General features: G+C 63.9%; 16 protein-coding genes. 5 read left to right on the top strand and 11 right to left on the bottom strand.

Annotated elements, in window-relative coordinates:
* Positions 1-3: 3 nt before the first annotated feature.
* The 7 genes from fliD to E8M83_RS08000 form a co-directional block, all read right to left on the bottom strand.
* Entirely contained in the window at positions 4-2,628 is a 2,625-nt protein-coding gene (fliD, locus tag E8M83_RS08030) for a flagellar filament capping protein FliD (protein ID WP_229491453.1), read from the bottom strand.
* Positions 2,629-2,810: 182 nt separating this feature from the next.
* The gene (locus E8M83_RS08025; RefSeq protein WP_137172847.1) at positions 2,811-3,176 is read right to left on the bottom strand and encodes a flagellar protein FlaG; all 366 of its coding nucleotides are present in this window, start codon (positions 3,174-3,176) and stop codon (positions 2,811-2,813) included.
* Between the two features lie 86 nt (positions 3,177-3,262).
* The gene (locus tag E8M83_RS08020; RefSeq protein WP_137172846.1) at positions 3,263-4,732 is read right to left on the bottom strand and encodes a flagellin; all 1,470 of its coding nucleotides are present in this window, start codon (positions 4,730-4,732) and stop codon (positions 3,263-3,265) included.
* Between the two features lie 254 nt (positions 4,733-4,986).
* Positions 4,987-6,219 carry a flagellin lysine-N-methylase gene (fliB, locus tag E8M83_RS08015; RefSeq protein ID WP_137172845.1) on the bottom strand — a complete coding sequence of 411 codons (1,233 nt, stop codon included), beginning with the start codon at positions 6,217-6,219 and terminating at the stop codon, positions 4,987-4,989.
* Positions 6,220-6,281: 62 nt separating this feature from the next.
* Positions 6,282-7,817 (bottom strand): GGDEF domain-containing protein, encoded by a 1,536-nt coding sequence (locus tag E8M83_RS08010; protein WP_229491452.1) that lies wholly within the window; start codon positions 7,815-7,817, stop codon positions 6,282-6,284.
* 178 nt (positions 7,818-7,995) lie between these two features.
* Entirely contained in the window at positions 7,996-8,643 is a 648-nt protein-coding gene (locus tag E8M83_RS08005; protein ID WP_137172843.1) for a response regulator transcription factor, read from the bottom strand.
* Positions 8,640-9,737 (bottom strand): sensor histidine kinase, encoded by a 1,098-nt coding sequence (locus E8M83_RS08000; protein WP_137172842.1) that lies wholly within the window; start codon positions 9,735-9,737, stop codon positions 8,640-8,642. Before E8M83_RS08000 ends, E8M83_RS08005 begins: the two co-directional genes overlap by 4 nt.
* A gap of 101 nt (positions 9,738-9,838) precedes the next feature.
* Between E8M83_RS08000 and greB the strand changes: the two genes are divergently transcribed.
* Both greB and E8M83_RS25895 read left to right on the top strand, forming a co-directional pair.
* Complete coding sequence (gene greB, locus E8M83_RS07995; RefSeq protein WP_137172841.1) at positions 9,839-10,405, top strand: transcription elongation factor GreB; 567 nt, start codon at positions 9,839-9,841, stop codon at positions 10,403-10,405.
* A gap of 28 nt (positions 10,406-10,433) precedes the next feature.
* Positions 10,434-11,018, top strand: coding sequence for a biliverdin-producing heme oxygenase (locus E8M83_RS25895; protein ID WP_170976729.1), 585 nt, complete (start codon positions 10,434-10,436; stop codon positions 11,016-11,018).
* 28 nt (positions 11,019-11,046) lie between these two features.
* Here E8M83_RS25895 and E8M83_RS07985 read toward each other — a convergent pair whose 3' ends face one another.
* The 4 genes from E8M83_RS07985 to E8M83_RS07970 all read right to left on the bottom strand — a co-directional run bounded on the left by E8M83_RS07985 (position 11,047) and on the right by E8M83_RS07970 (position 15,380).
* Positions 11,047-13,287: a bifunctional (p)ppGpp synthetase/guanosine-3',5'-bis(diphosphate) 3'-pyrophosphohydrolase gene (locus E8M83_RS07985; protein ID WP_137172840.1), complete on the bottom strand. Its 2,241-nt coding sequence runs from the start codon at positions 13,285-13,287 to the stop codon at positions 11,047-11,049.
* Positions 13,288-13,365: 78 nt separating this feature from the next.
* Entirely contained in the window at positions 13,366-13,569 is a 204-nt protein-coding gene (rpoZ, locus tag E8M83_RS07980) for a DNA-directed RNA polymerase subunit omega (RefSeq protein ID WP_056443456.1), read from the bottom strand.
* Positions 13,570-13,653: 84 nt separating this feature from the next.
* Positions 13,654-14,301, bottom strand: coding sequence for a guanylate kinase (gene gmk / locus E8M83_RS07975; protein ID WP_137172839.1), 648 nt, complete (start codon positions 14,299-14,301; stop codon positions 13,654-13,656).
* A 191-nt stretch (positions 14,302-14,492) separates the two neighbouring features.
* The gene (locus E8M83_RS07970) at positions 14,493-15,380 is read right to left on the bottom strand and encodes a YicC/YloC family endoribonuclease (protein ID WP_137172838.1); all 888 of its coding nucleotides are present in this window, start codon (positions 15,378-15,380) and stop codon (positions 14,493-14,495) included.
* A 94-nt stretch (positions 15,381-15,474) separates the two neighbouring features.
* Here E8M83_RS07970 and E8M83_RS07965 point away from each other — a divergent pair, with 94 nt between their 5' ends.
* The 3 genes from E8M83_RS07965 to rph are packed head-to-tail and all read left to right on the top strand — an operon-like array spanning position 15,475 to position 18,153.
* Entirely contained in the window at positions 15,475-16,470 is a 996-nt protein-coding gene (locus tag E8M83_RS07965; RefSeq protein ID WP_137172837.1) for a serine/threonine-protein kinase, read from the top strand.
* A gap of 2 nt (positions 16,471-16,472) precedes the next feature.
* Positions 16,473-17,399, top strand: coding sequence for a PP2C family serine/threonine-protein phosphatase (locus tag E8M83_RS07960; RefSeq protein WP_137172836.1), 927 nt, complete (start codon positions 16,473-16,475; stop codon positions 17,397-17,399).
* A gap of 22 nt (positions 17,400-17,421) precedes the next feature.
* Positions 17,422-18,153, top strand: a complete 732-nt coding sequence (gene rph, locus E8M83_RS07955) for a ribonuclease PH (RefSeq protein WP_137172835.1) — start codon at positions 17,422-17,424, stop codon at positions 18,151-18,153.
* Positions 18,154-18,334: the final 181 nt, after the last annotated feature.

Genomic DNA, 18,334 nt, shown 5'->3' with positions numbered 1-18,334 from the left:
CAATTAACCCCAGTTGGCGGAGAGAGTCGCCAACTGCTGGGTAAGGTAGGTAGACGTGTTCGCCATCGAGCTCATCATGGCGTCGAGTGCGACGAACTGTGCCCGGTAGCGCTTTTCGATGCTCTCCAGGCGCGTCTCGAAGCGTTCACGCTGCGAGGCGATCGACTTGATCGAGACGTTCAGGCCATCGGTCTTGCTCTGCAGCAGGCTGTCCTTGCCGACGAAGCCCGCGGCCAGGTTGGTCAGCTGGTGAGCGAAACCTTGCGAGAAGGTGACGCTGCCACGTTCGCCGACCAGGCCGCCGGTAACCGAGACCTGGATGCCTTCGGCGGGAGAGCCGGCGGCGGCGGTCAGCGCCTGGCCGTTGCCGGTCGCGGCGACGCCGCCGATGGTGCCTTCCACGTCCGTGCCCTTGGTGGGCGTGGCGCCGCCGAAGATGCTGTCGACCGGGCTGCCGCTGATGGCGGAAATCGAGATATTCGACAGCTCGCCGTACTTGCTCGACGACAGCGTCAGGCGGCCATCGTCGCCCACCTCGGCCTCGACCGTGTCGCCCGCGCCGGCAAAGGTGGAGTTGCCGTTGATCGCCGAGCGGATCAGGGCGGCCAGGTCGTCCTTGTTGTAGGTGCCGGCCTGGAGCTTGATCTCCTGGGTCTTGCTTTCAGTGACCGGGTCGGTCTGGTTCAGGGTGACGCTCCACACCGTATTGGGTGCGATCGTGGTCGTGGCGCCCAGCGCGGCGCTGCTGACCAGGTTGCCGCGGGTCGCCAGGCTGGTGATATTGATCGCATAGGTGCCCGCCTTGGTGGCCGCGCTCGACTGGTCGAACTTGATCAGGTTGTCGGTAGTGGAACCCATTGCGGCGAACAGGCCCCCGAAGTCGGCGGCGTTGTCCGTGATTGCCTTGTTGAGCTTGGTCGAATTGACTTGCAGGCTGCCATCTTTCTGGAAGCTGATGCCGATCTGGCTCAGCGAGGTCAGCTTGCCGCCAGTGCCTTCCATGACCGCGCTGATCTGCTTGCGCAGCTGGCTCTGGATCGCGCGCACGCTGGCGTCGCCCTGCAATACCGCGCCCTTCTCGGTCTCGGTGTTGTAGGCGGTCAGTCCGCCGATCGTCTTGTTGAGCTCATTGTAGGCCTTGACGAACTCGTTGACCGAGGCGGTGATGGCCGCCGTGTCCTTCGACACCGTCAGCGTCGAGCTGCCGATCGCGGTCACATCGAGCGTCACGCCCTGGATCGCCTCCGAGACCGAGTTGCTGTCGCTCTTGATCTCGATGCCGTTCATGTTCAGCTTGGTGCTCTGGGCGCCGGCGGTCTGGGTCATGTTCTGCACGCCGGCCGGATCGTAGCCGAGCATGGCGGCGATGGTTGGATCGCCCGCCGCACCGTCTTCGCCGCCGACGCTGATCTTCATGGTCGTCGCTTCGCCGGTCTTGTTCGAGGTCAGCACCAGGTGGTAGGGCTTGGAACTGCCATCGGACACGATGGTGGCGGTCACGCCCATGTCACCCTTGTTGATGGCGTCGCGGATGCCTTGCAGCGACTGGTCGCCGGCGCCGAGCGTGATGGTCTTGCTGTTGATGGCGCCATTGAGCGAAAAGCCCGCGCCCATATGGGTGCCGACGCTGCCGGCGGTAAAGCCGGCAGCGGCCGGGTTGGTACCGCCGACAACGATCTGGTTGCCGTCGTTCGAGCGCAGCGAGATGCCGGCGGTCGCCGTCACGGTCGAGCCGGTATTGGCCACGGTGTCGGCGCGCCCAATACCGCCGCGTACGGTGCCGGTCACGGTCTCGGTCACGTCGATGGTCGAACCGTCGGCGGCGCTGAACTGCAAGGTGCCGTCGACGGCGCTGCCGCTGACGGTGATATTGGCCGCCGCCAGCGCATTGCGCACGCCGGCGCCTGCCAGCGCCGTGTCGAGGCTGGCGTCGGTGAAAGGCGCGCTGCCGGGCGTCAGGTTGGCCAGCTGCACGCCGCCCACCGACAGGGCGTAGCTGGAACCGGCATTCACGCTGACCTGGCCGAAATTGTCGAACATGCCGGCGGTCGTGCTGGTGGCGCCGGCCGTGGCGACCACGCCGGTCTTGTCGGATTGCGCATTGATCGCTTCGGCCAGGGCACGCGCGCTGCGCGTGGTCGGGCCGGTGCCGATCGCGACGCCGTTCAGGCTCAGCGAACCGTTGCCGATGCCGCTCGATGCCGCGGCCAGGCCCAGCGCATTGCCGGTGGCGCCGAAGGTGCCGCCGGTCGCGGTGCCGAACTGGAAAGTCAGCGTGGTCGGCGCACCGGCGCCGATGGTCGAGGTCGTGCTAGCGTAGCCATTGGTCTTGAGGCTCTGGGCCTGCGCCAGCTGGGTGACGTTGATCTTGTATTTGCCCGGGACGGCGCCGGCGCCGGCGGTGCCGGAGAGGACGTCCTTGTTGCTGGCGGAGGTGCCCAGACCCTGGAAGGTGGCGGGAGTGTTCAGCTTGGTGAGGGCGCTCTGGAAGGTACCGACCGCGGCGCTGACCTGGCTGTACGCGGCGCTGCGCGATTGCAGCGCCAGCGTTTTCTTGTCGTAGTTGGCCAGCGGCGCAGACTCTTGCTGCATCAGCTGTGAAACCAGGCCATTGATGTCGAGTGCCACTTGTTTCTCCCCGTGAAAGCGATAATGTAAGTGATTATCGGCAGAAACAAACGGTACTTAAGAGCGGTAAATGTGGCTTTATTTTGATTTTGCGAAACAGTCATGGCGCGATGCCGGGCTTGACCATGAAAAAAGCGCCACATCCTCGCGAATGCGGCGCTTCCTGGCCAGGCATCGGCCGATCAGGCGGTTTGCCGGATCAGCAATCCCTGCATCTTGTCGATTGCCTTGGCCATTTCCAGTGCTTCCTTGCTCGGCATCTGACGCACTACTTCCCTGGTGCTCTGGTCGACGATCTTGACCACGATTTCCTTGCTCTCCTCGTCGATCTCGAATTCCAGCGACTGCGCCGAGGGCGGCATCGCTTCGTTGAGCTTCTTGACCGCTGCCGATACTTCATCCTTGCTTGGCAGCGCATCCGGCGTATCCGGGGCATCTGGCGCATCGGAACGCACCTGGCGCCCGGCGACCGGGCCCGCCGGCGCTGCAGCGGCCGGACGTTCCTCCGGCTTGGCGATGGCGGGCGTACCAATTGACTGGATCTGCATGTCGCACTCCCTAATGAAAATTCCCCGGCCAGATTGCTCTGGCCGAGGAACTGCTTACTTCGCGGTGTTGTTACCGCTCTTGGCGATTAGCCACGCAGCAGTGACAGGACACCGTTCGGCAGCGAGTTGGCCTGGGCCAGCATCGAGGTACCAGCTTGTTGCAGGATCTGGCCACGGGTCATCTTTGCGGTCTCAGCAGCGAAGTCGGTGTCGACGATGCGGCTGCGCGATGCCGACAGGTTCTCGGTCGACGACGACAGGTTCGAGATCGCCGATTCGAAGCGCGATTGCAGTGCGCCGTATTCGGCACGCTTGCTGTTGACCGATGCCAGTGCGGCGTCAGCGGTCTTGATGGCAGCCTGGGCGCCATCGAAGGTGCTGATGTCCAGGTCGGCCACCGATTTCAGCTTCGACGAACCGTTACCGCCACCGGCATTGGCGAGGGCAAAGCCGCTGGTGTCCGTGACCGAGAAGCTCTGTTCGGAGTCCATGGCGATACGACCGATCGCGGTGGCGCCGTTGGTGCCATCGGTGGTGACCGGGGTGCCAAGTGCCTTGCCATCCGTACCGTAGGTGCCCAGGGTCGCCTCGGCGGTGGTCACGGTCGAGACGTTCTTCAGGTTGATGTCTTCGCCATCGGCATTGGTCAGCTTGAGACCCTGGCCAACCGAATCGTACGACGCGGTCACACCAGTCTTGGCCGACTGCGCGTTGAACGCGCTGATCGCCGCGGCGTAGCCATTTGCGTCGTTGCCGCCGGTCGAGAACGAAATCTTGACGGCATCGGTGTCATTGTTCGACTTCATTTCGAAGGTGAACGATTTGTTGGCATCGGCCTTGAGCAGCGCTTCGGTCTTGGCGGTTGCCGTCACGCCGGTGGCGCCGCTGGCGTTATTGATGGCGGCAGCGGTTTCCTTGGCGGTCGCGTTGATGGCGACTTTCACCTCTTCCGAACCGTTCGAACCGTTGACGGTGATGGTGCCCGCGACCACGCCGTTGGTGGCGGCCGAAGCGGCTTGCACCGAGCTCGAGTCCAGGCGGTTGTTGCCGTAGGTGTTGGTGTTGAAGTTCGAGCCGGTCATCGAGATCAGCTGGCCCGCATTGGCGCCGACCTGGAAGTTCGCGGTGCCCATCGAGCCGTCCATCAGCTTCTGGCCGTTGAACTCGGTGGTGTTGGCGATACGGTTCAGTTCCGAGGTCAGTTGGGTGACTTCGGTCTGCAGGGCTTTGCGGTCGCTGGCCGAGTTCGACGAGTTCGACGACTGCACTGCCAGTTCACGGATACGCTGCAGGATGTCGCCCGAGCTCGACAGGGCGCCTTCAGCGGTCTGCGCCATCGACACGCCATCGTTGGCGTTGCGGGTGGCTTGGGTCATGCCCTTGATTTGCGAGTTCATGCGATCGGAAATCGCGAGGCCGGCGGCGTCGTCCTTCGCGCTGTTGATGCGCATACCCGACGACAGGCGTTGGATCGAGGTGTTCAGCTGCGACTGCGAGGTCGACAGGTTACGCTGCGAATTCAGGGAAGGAACGTTGGTATTGATTACGGATGCCATGGTGTCTACTCCAGAGACGTGGTCTTGCGGGGTGCAGCGACCTTGCTGCTGTGTACTTTGGTCCGTCGCGCTGTTCCGTGACGTTCAAACCGCTGTTGTTGCTGGTAACGGTGCCCTGTGGAAAAAGTTTAGGGACCATTTTTAAATTTTTGGTGAAAAACCTTCGGCGCAGGGGGAACCGTCCGGTCTTGGCGGCAAGAAAAAATAGAACTTGAGGGCAAAAAAAGATTTTTTTGCGGGGCAGGTCCTTGCCCTCAAGTCCTGAGCAGCATGTACAGTTTGCTCATTTCCGCCCAGCCGCTCTCGTAAAGCGACTGCTTGACACGCCGTGCGTAGTTCGGGTCATGCTGGAAGCGGCGGCAATGCAGCTGCACGGTGGACGTCAGCATGACAGGAGGGACTTCTTCCTCGGTATTGCATTGAATCGCCAGCAGCAAACGCAACAGGCCAAAGCGTGCGACCAGTTGCAGGAAGCTGTCGTAGGGCGTGAGGCCGCCGAAAGGGACGAGCTGCGAGAACATCTCGTTCATGACATAATTTTCAAGCAGCCAGGGTGTTTGTGCCGTGGCCTGGTCCAGCCGGACGAGGCCGCGACGGTAGGCGCCGACCAGCGCTTCGGCGCTGACCTGTCCGCTGGCGTCCGCACCGAACCTGGCGGAGATCTGGTTCATCAACCCTTGCTGGAACGGCGAGGTGGATTCGAATCCCTTGGTCGCCCACAGCGTGGCGAACACCATCGCCTGGGCGTCATGGTCCGGCTGGATCACGTCGAGGGTGGCAGTCAGTTCGCCGCTGCCGACCGCGCGCATGAAATCGTCGATCAGTACCGGAATGTCGGCTTGCCGGTTCTGGGCGCAAGTCAGGGTCAGGGCTTCGCAGAACGTGCCGAGCAGCGCCAGGCGCTGCCACAACGCCAGCTCGCGCGTACGCATCAGGTTCAGGCAGAAAATGCGGACCTCGGCCATCATGGCGGGTGTGACGCCGTAGCAGGTACCTACCTCGACCATGGCGGACTCGCGTAACTGGATCGGCGCTTCGACGAAGTCGAAGGCGTCTTCGGCCAGCAAGGCCAGCCGCGCGGCTTCGGGGCACGACAAGGTGATCATCTGCTCGATCTGGCCATCCATGCGCCGGTTGGTGCGCGGGTAGATATGGCAGACGTTGGGCAGGTAGGACTCGCCAAGACTCGCCTGCACCGAGCATATGCCGTCATCCAGGGCAGGGCATTGCTTCTGCGGACCGAGCGTCCCGATCGCAGCGAAGGCGTTGCTGTCCGATCCCTGGTCGTCGAGGCGGATCATGTTCGCCATCAGCCGGTCGAGTGCCGGCGCGGCTTCCTTGCGGTAGGCCTTATAGGTTTTTTTGTCGACCAGGACCTTCCAGCCTGAGCAGCAAGTGTCTTCGCAAGCCGGTCCGATGCAGCTGAAGCGCTGTACGAAACGCGGCATGAGCGCGGGGAGGGTCCGGGTGCGGTGCAGGATGGGCATGGGCGTGGGCAGCTGATCTCAGGATAACAACGTAGCGCAGTGTAAATCCCGCGCCACGATGTTCAATCCGCGATCACCACCCGATTCTTGCCGCTATTCTTGGCTTGGTACATCGCCTTGTCGGCCCGCGCCATGAGCGAGGCCTGTTCTTCGTTGGGCAACCTGAGCGCCACCCCGCATGAGAATGTGATCAACATCTTCTCGTTATCGTGCAAGAAGAAATGCCTGGTCAATTCCCTTTGTACCCGCACCATGGCCGCCGCCGCCGCATCGACCGAGGTCTCGGGCAGCAGGATCAAAAATTCCTCGCCGCCGAAGCGGGCGATCACATCCACCGCCCGCAAGGTGTCGCGCACCACTTTCACCAGGTGCTTGAGTGCGGCGTCACCGGCCATATGGCCATAGGTATCGTTCAGGCGCTTGAAATTATCGAGGTCGAGCAGGGCCACGCACAGCGGTGTCTTGCGCCGGTCGGCGCGCGCGCTTTCGCGCTCGAATACATCGTCCAGGCCGCGGCGGTTGAGGCTGCCCGTCAGCTGGTCTTCGCGCACCAGCTCGCTCATATGCTGGAGTTCGGCTTCCAGTTCGCGGATGCGCTGTTCGGCTTCCTGCACCTCTTTATGCGCGTTGACCATGCGGTCGCGCGAGGCCAGCGCCTCGTCCTGGGCATTGCGCATCTCGCGCAGCACCTCGTCGAGCACGCCGTTGATCTCGTTGACGTCGGTGGCATTGCCAATGCGCTCGGAAAAGCCGCCCAGCCTGGCGTGGTAGTCGCTGGTGGCGGCAGCGGCCGAGCCGAGGCGGTCGATGAAGGTCATCATCATGTTCTTCATGGTCGCCCGCACGTCGTCGATGCCGTGCTTGAGGTGGCCCTGCTTGATGATCACGTCCTTCAGGCCGCGGGTGGCGTCTTCGAGCGCGCGCGTATCGAGCGGGCCCTTGATCAGATCTTGCACCACCAGCACCTGGCCGCGCATATAGTTGTCGTCGTCGAGCAGGCCTTCGATATTGTCGAGCAGCAGGCCGAACAGGCGCAGCAGCAGTTCCTGCTGCTCGGCGCCATCGTCCTTGCGCAGCTCGATCTGGTAGCACAATTGCTTCAGGCGCGCGGCAATGTCTTGCAGCTCGGCTTCGCCGACCGCTGTCTTGACCGCCGCGCCGAGCGCTTCGGCCTCGGCCGACAATTCCTTGTCGCCGCCCAGCAGCGAGGCGCAGGCGAAGGACAGGGTGCGCGCCAGCATCTCGCGCAGCAGGACCGTATCGGGTTCCTCGTCGCCCAGGGCCATTACCGGCGTGTTGCGGCGCAGGTGGCGCTCCGCCATCTGGCCCAGCGCCTGGGTATAGCCGGTCCAGTCCTCGAGCTTCACCGCGCGCGCCATGCGCCGGCCATATTCGGACAGCTCGCCCGGCGTCTCGGCCATGCGGCGCGCGAAACCGGCGAGCACCTCGGCCGCCCCCGGGTCGGGCGCCGGAGCCGGCGGCGCCGGAGGGATGCCCGCGATCTCGTCATAGATCGCGCGGTAGGCATCCGGCGTCGGGGCGATGCGGCGGGTGGCGAGGCGGCGGAAGGCCTCGCGGGCGATGTCAGCGGGATTCATGGCGGAAGCCGCAGCCGGAACGGCGGGAGGAGGCGAGATGGACATGGGTTGCGGCGCTGTGACGTATTCGCGGGATTGGCGACATGATAATCAGCTTTTTTGCCGTATATCAATTAAAAAACGGTAACACAGCCCTTGAGCGCGCCGGTTGCCGTTCCTGAGCAACAGAATGTCACATTCAGTCCACCAAACCGTTACGGATGGCGTAGGTCGTCAGCTCGGCGCTGGTCTTGAGTTTCATTTTGACTAACAGCCGTGCGCGGTATTCGCTGATGGTCTTGACCGACAGCGACAGCTCGCGCGCGATCTCGCTTACCGTCATGCCCGAGGCGATCATGGTCAGGGTCTGGTATTCGCGGTCGGACAGGCCTTCGTGCACCGCCGCCTCGTGGTCTTCGCCGATCGAACTGGCCAGCGTCTGGGCCAGCGCGGCGCTCACGTATTTCTGGCCGCCGGCCACCTGGCGGATCGCCGTGACCAGCTCGCGCGGCGCGCTCTGCTTGGTGAGATAGCCGGACGCGCCGGCCTTGAGTGCGCGGATCGCGTACTGGTCTTCGCGGTGCATCGACAGCATCAGGACCGCCAGTTCGGGCCGGTCTTTTTTTATCTGCTTTAATACGTCGATGCCGTTGCGATCGGGCAGCGAGATATCGAGCAGCATCACATTGGCCTTCGACTTGCCCACCAGGCGGGTGGCGTCGAGGCCATTCTCGGCCTCGCCGGCGACATTGATGTCGCGCTGCTCGGCCAGGATCTGCTTGAGTCCTTCGCGCACGATGGCATGGTCGTCGGCGATGAAAACACGGATGGTAACTTTGTCGGTCATTCGGATTCTTGTTGTTCTTGCTCGACCGCGGCCTGCGCCGCAGGCGCCAGCCTGGTCTTGATGGTCACCATCGTGCCACCTCCGGGCGCTGCCGACAAGGCCAGCGTGCCGCCGAGGGCGCTGGCGCGCTCGCTCATGCCTCGCAAGCCGAACGATTGCGGCTTGAGCCGGTCGGTGGCCTGGATCCCGCGCCCGTTGTCGCAGATCGACAGGGTCAGGAGTCTGCGCTGGCGCCGCAGCGACACCGTGACCCGGGTCGCGCCGGCGTGCTTGGCGATATTCGTCAGCGCTTCCTGGAAGATGCGAAACAGCGCCGAGGCGTGATCCGGCTCGAGTTCGAGGTCTTTGTCGGGGCAGCGCATGACGACGGCGATCCCCATCTGCTTCTCGAATTCGCGCGCCTGCCATTCGAGGGCAGCGACGATGCCGAGGTCGAGCGTGGTCGGGCGCAGGTCGAGCGAGATGCGGTGCACCGCCTCGATCGTGCGGTCAACCAGGTCGTCGACATAGTTCGCCTTGTCGAGCAGGGCCGGCTGGTCGGCCGGCAGGCGCGCCGACAGCATGGCCAGCGCCATCTTGATCGCGGTGAGGTTGCCGCCCAGGTCGTCATGGATCTCGCGCGCGATGCGGGTGCGCTCGTCTTCCTTGGCCTGCTCGATGTGGGCAGTCAGCTCGGCCAGGCGCTCGCGCGAGCGCTGGGATTCTTCGTGCTCGTGCTTGCTCGCAGTGATATTGGTCATGATGCCGTCCCACTGCACCGCGCCGTCTGCGCGTGCCTGCGGGGTGGCGCGCAGGTTGATCCACTTGACGTCGTTCCAGGCCGGGATGCGGATCCGTCCTTCCCAGTTCCAGGCCGCCAGGGCGGCGGCGGACATCTGCATCGCCTCTTGATAGGCGCGGCGGTCTTCGGGCAGGATCAGGCCTTCGAACAGCGCCGGATCGGCCTGCAGCTCGCCTGGCGCCAGGCCGAGCAGGAAGCTGCAGCCCTCGTTCAGGCAGGGGAAGCTGGTGCTGCCGTCGGGATGCAGGACGAACTGGTAGACCAGGCCGGCCGTGGGGGGATGCTCGGTGGGGAAAGAGGAGGGCAGGCTCATTGTTGTTGGTCTCGTGGCGTCTCTCTGGGCATCGCATCAAGGTTGACGCATGATACGTGAATCCCGGCGCAGGCAGCGCCAAGTCTCGTTACAATGAGGTCATGAATAAGGCATTTGTTAAAGAGTCCGACAATGAGGACGATGAAGACGCATTGGCCCTGGCGCAGGCAATTCCCGCCGGCGCCAAGAACTACATCACCCCGGCCGGCTACCAGCGCATCAAGGATGAACTGCTGCAGCTGATCGACGTCGACCGGCCCGAGGTGGTGCGCATCGTGCACTGGGCGGCCTCGAACGGCGACCGTTCCGAGAACGGCGACTATATCTACGGCAAGCGCCGCCTGCGCGAGATCGACCGCCGCATCCGTTTTCTCACCAAGCGCATGGATTCGGCCTTCGTGGTCGACCCGACTGTTCATTATGGCAACGACCAGGTCTTTTTCGGGGCCACGGTGGGCTATATCAACAAGGCGGGCGAGGAACACCTTGTCACCATCGTCGGCGTGGACGAGCTCGACCCCTTGAAGGGCAAGATCAGCTGGGTGTCGCCGGTGGCGCGGGCGCTCACCAAGTGCCGCGAGGGCGACGTGGTGCCGCTGCAGACGCCGCTCGGCATGGACGAGTTGGAGATCATCTCGGTCGCGTATCCCGAGCCGGTGGCCGACTAGGATCTTGTATCGCTGCTAAGATGGGGGCATGAACCGACCTCACGATACCGCGTCCGGGATGGACGCCCTGGCCGCGCTGCGCGCCGCCACTTCCGAACGCCACGAACGGCTCGACAGCGGCTTGCCGCTGTCCGGGGCCGCTCCCGATCTGCAAGATTACGCCCAGCATTTGACGCTGGTGCGCGACTGGCTGGCGCCGTTGCAGGCATGGCTGGATGGTTTCGACAATGGCCCGCAGAAGGTCTTGCCGGAGCTCGAGCGGCTGGCTTCGATCGATGCCGATTTGAATGAACCGGGCATGCCGCCGCTGGCCACGCCTTCAATACCGCATGTATGGCCGCACGATGCCAGCGCCGCCTACCGCTGGGGCGTGGCCTATGTGATCGAAGGCTCTCAGCTGGGCGGCAAGGTGCTATACGGGAAATTGGCTGAGCGGCTGGCGCCGCATCCGCTGCGCTATTTGCGCGGGGCTGACGACGGCCCCGGGCCGCGCTGGCGCACCTTCATGCTGGCCTTGATAGAACACGTGAAGTCGCCCGACGAGATCGCGGATGCCTGCGCGGGCGCCTGCGCGGCGTTCGACAGCATCCTGGAGCTTGCGCCGTTGCGGTAACCCATCCACCGGGCGGCGCGCAACGCGTTTACGACCGTTCGCGCTCCACCCGATTCACGCCCGCAACCCTGCGCAGATTGCGAATCAACTGCGCCAGATGCACCCGATCCGTGATCTGGATCGTGAAGCGCAGTTGCGTCATGCTGTGTTCATCGTCCTCGTCCATGCCCACATAGGTGATGTTGGCGTCCGACTCGCCGATCTCGGCGGCCACGCGGGCAAGAATGCCTTTTTCGTTGTTGATCAACAGGCGGATGCGACAGTCGAAGCGGCGATTGAGGTCGTCGCCCCATTGCACCGCGATCCAGCGGTCCGGTTCCTTGGCCTGCAGGCGCTTGGCCGGCAGGCAGTCGCAGGTGTGCACCACCAGCGCCTGGTCGCGCCGCAGCTGGCCGGTGATCTGGTCGCCCGGGATTGGCAGGCAGCACGGCGCCAGCTGCACCGCCACGCCTTCGCTGCCATAGATCGTGACCGGCGCGATATCGCTGGCCGGCAGCGGCTTGTGCGACGGCAGCAGGTCGGGATCGCCTTCCATCAGGCCAAAGATATGGCGCGCCACCAGGGCCGGCATGCGCTTGCCGATGCCGATGTCGGCATACATTTCCTCCATCGACTTGGCCGAGGTCTCGGCCAGCAGGCGTTCGATGACGGCGTCTGACAGCTCTGGCTTGATATTGCGCACCGCCAGTGCGTGCGCCAGCAATTCCTGGCCCAGCTCGACCGATTCATGGACGTCGATCGCGCGCAGGTGGTGGCGGATCGCCGAGCGCGCCTTGCCGGTGCGCACGAAGGTGAGCCAGGTCGGGCTCGGGCGCGATTCGGGATCGGTGATGATCTCGACGATGTCGCCATTGTGCAGCTCGGTGCGCAGCGGCTGTTCTTCGTTGTTGATCTTGACGCCGACCGTGTGGTCGCCGATGCCGGTGTGGATCGAGTAGGCGAAATCGAGGGCCGTGGCGCCGCGCGGCAGGGCGATGATCTTCGACTTGGGCGTGAACACATAGACCGAATCGGGGAACAGATCGACTTTCACGTGCTCGAGGAACTCGGCCGAGTCGCCGGTCTGCTGCTGGATATCGAGCAGCGACTGCAGCCAGGCATGGGTGCGGTGCTGCAGGTCGGAGATGTTCGAGTCGCCCGTCTTGTACAGCCAGTGCGCCGCCACGCCGCTCTCGGCGGTGCGGTGCATCTCTTGCGTGCGGATCTGGAATTCGACCGGGGTGCCGTAGGGGCCGATCAGGGTGGTGTGCAGCGACTGGTAGCCGTTGATCTTGCCGATCGCGATATAGTCCTTGAACTTGCCCGGCATCGGCTTGTACAGGGCGTGCAGGGTGCCGAGCGCCACATAACAGTTGGGCACGCTGTCGACGACGACGCGGAAGCCATACACGTCCAGCACCTGCGAGAACGACAGGTGCTTGTTGCGCATCTTTTTATAGATGCCGTACAGCGTCTTTTCGCGGCCGTCGACCTCGAACTGCAGGCCGCTCGACTCGAGCTGGGCCTTGACCGCCTCGAGGATCTTCTTGACCACTTCGCGGCGGTTGCCGCGCGCGGCCTTGATCGCCTTGGAGAGGGTCTGGTAGCGCACCGGATACAGGTGCGAGAACGACAGGTCTTGCAGCTCGCGGTAGATGTTGTTGAGGCCGAGGCGATGCGCGATCGGCACATAGACTTCCATCGTCTCGCCGGCGATGCGGCGCTTCTTGGCCGGCACCATGACACCCAGGGTGCGCATATTGTGCAGGCGGTCGGCCAGCTTGATGAGGATCACGCGCACGTCGGATGCCATCGCGAGCAGCATCTTGCGAAAATTCTCGGCCTGCGCTTCGAGCTGGCTCTGGAATTCGATCTTTTCGAGCTTGGACAGGCCGTCGACCAGGTTGGCGACCTGGGCGCCGAAGCGCTCGATCAATTCGTCTTTCTTGACGTCCTGGTCTTCGATCACGTCGTGCAGCAAGGCGGCCATGATGGCTTGCGCATCGAGTTTCCACTCGGCGCAGATCTCGGCAACGGCAATCGGATGGGAGATATACGGTTCGCCCGACTTGCGGACCTGGCCCAGGTGCATCTCGTCGGAGAAGCGGTAGGCTTCCTTGACTTTTTTCAGTTCGGCGGGCGTGAGGTATTCGGACAGCTTGCTGATCAGCTGTGTGACCGAAGCGACGCCGGGTGCGACTGTTTCGACATAGTCCGGCGGACGATTGTCGGCGCGCCTCTCGCGAGGAACGGGGTTGCGTGGAGTGGTCGAATCTGGAGACAGGTTCATTACGTTAAGTCGTCAAGCCGTAGTAGGAACAGAATAACAGAAGACGGGATAACGCCAATCCAGCAACCCCGAAGGGTATTACATCGGCACTTTTTTCAGCATTTCCAGGCCGACCTTGCCGGCAGCGATTTCGCGCAGGGCGACGACGGTCGGCTTGTCCTTGGCTTCGACTTTCGGGGTGTGGCCTTGCAGCAACTGGCGAGCACGGTAGGTAGCGGCCAGGGTCAGCTGGAAGCGGTTCGGGATGTTCTTGAGGCAGTCTTCGATGGTGATGCGGGCCATGTGTGTGCTCCTGATATGCAAAAAATTCAGTGTAAGACGCGCGGACAACGACAACGGTGAAAGCGCGCCACAATGGCGCGCTGATCAGGATTGAGGTTGATGCGCGTGGATTCCCAGCTGGGCAAACAGCGTAGCGTTGCGGGCGGCTTGTTGGGCGAACCGACAACGTGTCGCTTTGACAATCGCCTGCAGCTCGGCCAGGGCGACGTTAAACTCTTCGTTGATGATAGCATATTCGAACTCCGGCGCGTGAGCCATCTCGCCGCCCGCGGCCAGCAGGCGGCGCGTGATGATGTGCGGCTCGTCGGTGCCACGCTTGTGCAGGCGTTCTTCCAGTGCCTCGATCGACGGCGGCAGGATAAAGATGCCGGCCGCATCCGGGAACAGTTTTTTTACCTGGCGCGCGCCCTGCCAGTCGATCTCGAGCAAAATGTCGGTGCCGTTCTTCATTTCTTGTTCGACGGTCAGGCGGCTGGTGCCGTAGTAATTGCCATGCACCTCGGCCCATTCCAGGAATTCGCCGCGTTCGGCGCGGGTGACGAAATCCTCGGCACTCGTAAAGTGGTAGTGCTCGCCATCCTGCTCGCCCGGGCGCGGCCGGCGCGTGGTGGTCGAGATCGACAGCTTGATGCCGGGTTCCTGCGCCAGCAGGGCATTGACCAGGCTCGACTTGCCGGCGCCGGACGGGGCGGCGACGATGAACAGGCTGCCGGAGAAGGCGTGTGGGAGCATGGTGGTTCCTTTGTCAGTACGTTTGTTGCGGCGTGGCCGCGGTAGTTCATTGTTGCAGCACGGGCCGCGTTCGTTCATGTAAACGTTGAACGCGTCGGCGGCGAAGCCGCCAACCCTACGTAGGGTTGACGGGTTTCCCGTCAACGCGTTCAACCGGCCCTGAATCGACCGAAAATTCTTTTACTGCCGGATCACTCCAGGTTCTGCACCTGCTCCCGCATCTGCTCGATGAGCAGCTTGAGCTCCATCGATGCATCGGCCAGCTCCTTGACCGAGGCCTTGGCGCCGAGCGTATTCGCTTCGCGATTGAGCTCCTGCATCATGAAATCGAGGCGCTTGCCGACCTGGCCGCCTTTTTTCAGGATGTGGCGGGTCTCGTTCAGGTGCGCCGACAGGCGCGACAGTTCTTCGGAGACGTCGATCCGGATGCCGTACAGCGTCACCTCTTGCCGGATCCGCTCCAGCACTTCCTGGCGCGTGAGCGTCGATGGATTGCCGTGGCCGGCCAGGCCCAATGCATCCTGCATACGCTCGATGGCCTTGTGCTGGAATTGCGAGATCACTTGCGGGATCAGTGGCGTGATGCGCTTGACGATCGCTTCCATCGATTCGATGCGCGACTGCAGCATCGTTTCGAGCGCCGCGCCTTCGCGCTTGCGGCTGTCGACGAAAGCGGCGATGGTGGTGGCGGTGAGGGCGGCGACGTCAGCCTGCAGCGACTCTTGCCCGATGGTCGATTCTTCGATCACGCCGGGCCAGCGCAGCAGCTCGGCCACCGTCATCGGGGTGGCTTGCGCGAAGTGGCGGGTGACTTCGCCCTGCAGGCGGGCGAGGTCGGCCAGCAGTTCCTGGTTCAGCGCCGAGGAGCCGCCGCTGACCTTGCGGCCGAACGACAGGCGCACCTCGACCTTGCCGCGCGTGATCGCGGCCATGATCGCCGAACGCAGGTCGGGTTCCAGCGCGCGCAGTTCGTCATTGATGCGGAACTGCAGATCGAGAAAACGCGAGTTGACGCTCTTGATTTCGATCGTCAGGGTTCCGGCAGCGCCTTCGCTGGTGGCGACCGCATAACCTGTCATGCTTGAAATGCTCAATGGGATCCCCGGTTTTTATTCTTTACAAAGCCGACATTTATCCACACAATCGCCCTGTTTAGCAAGGAAACCCACTTGGATGGCTGCACAGAATAACGCTCCCCTGCCCGATGGGCTGGACATTGCCGGATACCGCATTGTAAAGAAAATTGCGTCCGGTGGGTTCAGTATTGTTTACCTTGCCTATGACGGCGAGGGCAATGCGGTCGCCATCAAGGAGTATTTGCCGAGTGCGCTCGCGCTGCGCCAGCCGGGCGAACTGGTGCCGGTCGTGGCCAGGCCGCACCTGGCCGTGTTCCGTATCGGGCTCAAGTGTTTCTTCGAAGAGGGCAGGGCGCTGGCGCGCATCGTGCACCCGAACGTGGTGCGGGTGCTGAACTTTTTCCGGGCCCACGACACCGTGTACATGGTGATGGCCTATGAATCCGGCCACGCGCTGCAAGAGCACATCGCGCGCGCCGCGGCCAAGGGCAGCCGCCCCGGCGAACGGTTCGTGCGCCAGGTATTCATGGGCGTCTGCGCCGGCCTGCGCGAGGTGCACGCCAACAAGCTGCTGCACCTCGACCTCAAGCCGGCCAATATCTACCTGCGCACCGACGGTTCGCCCTTGCTGCTCGACTTCGGCGCCGCGCGCCAGACGATCCACAGCGATGCGCCGATGCTGGCGCCGATGTACACGCCGGGCTTTGCGGCGCCCGAGCTGTCCACGCGCGGCGCAACGCTTGGGCCGTGGACCGATATCTACAGCCTGGGCGCGGCCATGCTGGCCTGCATGAGCTGCGCGACCCCGCAATCGGTCGAGGCGCGCCGCGCCGACGACAAATTGCGCGACCAGCTCGATCAACTGGTGGGCCGCTATTCACCCGAGCTGATCGACCTCGTGCAATCCTGCCTGGCGCTCGACCCGCTCGCGCGTCCGCAGAGCGTGTTCGCGATCCAGAAGGCGCTGCAGGCCAGGCCGGCGGCGCAGCCGGGCAAGGCACAGGCGCCCAGGCAGGCAGCGCAGGCCGCGGCGCGCGGCGGCTGGCGCGGGCTCGTCGATCGACTCGGCGCATTCGGGCGCGGCCAGGGATAAGCATGCAATTTTCCGTCTACCAGCAAAGCCTCATCGGCGGCCGCAAGGTCAACCAGGACCGCATGGGCTACTGCTTCACCCGCGATTCGCTGCTGCTCCTGCTTGCCGATGGCATGGGCGGGCACATGAAGGGCGAGATCGCCGCCACCATCGCGCTGCAGACGGTGTCGATGATGTTCCGCATGCAGGCGCGCCCCTACGTGAAACGGCCCGAGCGCTTCCTCGAAGAAGCGCTGCTGCAGGCCCACCACGACATCCAGGCCTATGCCGCCACCCACGGCCTGCCCGAGATGCCGCGCACCACGGTGGTGGCCTGCCTGATCCAGCACAACTGCGCGGTCTGGGCCCACGCCGGCGACTCGCGCCTGTACTGGATGCGGCGCAACCAGGTGCTGGCGCGCACTCGCGACCATTCGCATTTCGAGTACCTGGTCGACCGCGGCCGCGCCGACCCGCGCGAACGCGCGACGCACCCCGACCGCAACAAGCTGTATAACTGCCTCGGCGCCTCGAGCGCACCCAGGATCGAGCTGTCGCACCAGGTCAGCCTGCAGCCGGGCGACCTGCTGCTGCTGTGCTCCGACGGCCTGTGGTCGATGCTGCCCGAGACCGAGATCGTGCACCGCCTGGCGACGAACGGCGTGGTGCAGGCGGTGCCCGAGCTGGTGCAGATGGCCGCCACGGTCGGCGGCGCCCAGGCCGACAACACCACCGCGCTGGCGATCGCCTGGCAAGGCGCCGACACCGCGCAGGGCGAGCTGCCCAATGTGATCTCGACCCAGATGCTGGGCGAGGACATGGTCAGCTCGACCATCGTCGCGGGCGACGCCGCGCCGGCCGGGGCCGACGCCCTCGGCGACGACGAAATCGAGAAAGCGATCGCCGAGATCCGCGCCGCGATCGAAAAATCATCCCAGGTCATCAAATAAGCAGACAAGAAAGAACAGCACCATGACATTTGAACAGCGCCCCAGCGGCCGCGCGGTCGACCAGCTGCGTCCCGTTTCCATCACCCGCAGCTATACGCGGCACGCCGAAGGCTCGGTGCTGATCGAGTTCGGCGACACCAAGGTGATCTGCACCGCCAGCATCGAAGAAAAGGTGCCGGGCTTCCTGAAGGGGAAGGGCCAGGGCTGGCTGACCGCCGAATACGGCATGCTGCCGCGCTCGACCCACTCGCGCATGGACCGTGAAGCCGCGCGCGGCAAGCAGAGCGGCCGCACCCAGGAAATCCAGCGCCTGATCGGCCGCTCGCTGCGCGCCGCCTTCGACCTGGAAGCCTTCGGCGAGCGCACCCTGCACCTCGATTGCGACGTGATCCAGGCCGACGGCGGCACCCGTACCGCGGCGATTACCGGCGCGATGGTGGCGGCGTATGACGCCTTCGGCAAGCTAGTGGCGGCCGGCCTGATCCCGGCGCTGCCGGTGCGGCACTTCGTGGCGGCGGTGTCGGTCGGCGTCTATCGCGGCGAGCCGGTGCTCGATCTGGATTATCCCGAAGACTCGGATTGCGATACCGATATGAATGTCGTGATGACCGAGGCGGGCCATTTCATCGAAGTGCAGGGAACGGCCGAAGGCGCGGCCTTCGATCGCACCGGCATGAACCGCCTGCTGGACCTGGCGCAGCAGGGCATCGCTGACCTGATCCTCATGCAGAAGCAGGCCTTGCAGCTGTCTTGATCGGCGCTGGCGGCGAAAACACCAACACCGGGGTCACAACACCGGGGTCACACAACACCGGGGTCACAACACCGGGGTCAGGTCTGACAATCGGACACGATCTCAGCCGTAAAAGCGATCATTGCAGAGGCCGTGTCCGAATGTCAGACCTGACCCCGCCGTTAATCCGAAGCAGGCCTTG

It is taken from the genome of Massilia sp. HP4 (assembly GCF_005222695.1).
Lineage (GTDB): Bacteria > Pseudomonadota > Gammaproteobacteria > Burkholderiales > Burkholderiaceae_D > Telluria.
This window is presented reverse-complemented; position numbering and strand designations above follow the sequence as displayed.

What these genes read in the sequence shown, in the direction of transcription:
- E8M83_RS07970 (WP_137172838.1), bottom strand. Translation starts at nt 15,380, where the DNA reads ATGACAGGTTATGCGGTCGCCACCAGCGAAGGCGCTGCCGGAACCCTG.
- E8M83_RS08000 (WP_137172842.1), bottom strand. Translation starts at nt 9,737, where the DNA reads ATGAGCCTGCCCTCCTCTTTCCCCACCGAGCATCCCCCCACGGCCGGC.
- fliB (WP_137172845.1), bottom strand. Translation starts at nt 6,219, where the DNA reads ATGCCCATCCTGCACCGCACCCGGACCCTCCCCGCGCTCATGCCGCGT.
- E8M83_RS07965 (WP_137172837.1), top strand. Translation starts at nt 15,475, where the DNA reads ATGGCTGCACAGAATAACGCTCCCCTGCCCGATGGGCTGGACATTGCC.
- gmk (WP_137172839.1), bottom strand. Translation starts at nt 14,301, where the DNA reads ATGCTCCCACACGCCTTCTCCGGCAGCCTGTTCATCGTCGCCGCCCCG.
- greB (WP_137172841.1), top strand. Translation starts at nt 9,839, where the DNA reads ATGAATAAGGCATTTGTTAAAGAGTCCGACAATGAGGACGATGAAGAC.
- E8M83_RS08020 (WP_137172846.1), bottom strand. Translation starts at nt 4,732, where the DNA reads ATGGCATCCGTAATCAATACCAACGTTCCTTCCCTGAATTCGCAGCGT.
- E8M83_RS07985 (WP_137172840.1), bottom strand. Translation starts at nt 13,287, where the DNA reads ATGAACCTGTCTCCAGATTCGACCACTCCACGCAACCCCGTTCCTCGC.
- E8M83_RS25895 (WP_170976729.1), top strand. Translation starts at nt 10,434, where the DNA reads ATGAACCGACCTCACGATACCGCGTCCGGGATGGACGCCCTGGCCGCG.
- E8M83_RS08010 (WP_229491452.1), bottom strand. Translation starts at nt 7,817, where the DNA reads ATGAATCCCGCTGACATCGCCCGCGAGGCCTTCCGCCGCCTCGCCACC.
- E8M83_RS08005 (WP_137172843.1), bottom strand. Translation starts at nt 8,643, where the DNA reads ATGACCGACAAAGTTACCATCCGTGTTTTCATCGCCGACGACCATGCC.
- E8M83_RS08025 (WP_137172847.1), bottom strand. Translation starts at nt 3,176, where the DNA reads ATGCAGATCCAGTCAATTGGTACGCCCGCCATCGCCAAGCCGGAGGAA.
- rpoZ (WP_056443456.1), bottom strand. Translation starts at nt 13,569, where the DNA reads ATGGCCCGCATCACCATCGAAGACTGCCTCAAGAACATCCCGAACCGC.
- E8M83_RS07960 (WP_137172836.1), top strand. Translation starts at nt 16,473, where the DNA reads ATGCAATTTTCCGTCTACCAGCAAAGCCTCATCGGCGGCCGCAAGGTC.
- rph (WP_137172835.1), top strand. Translation starts at nt 17,422, where the DNA reads ATGACATTTGAACAGCGCCCCAGCGGCCGCGCGGTCGACCAGCTGCGT.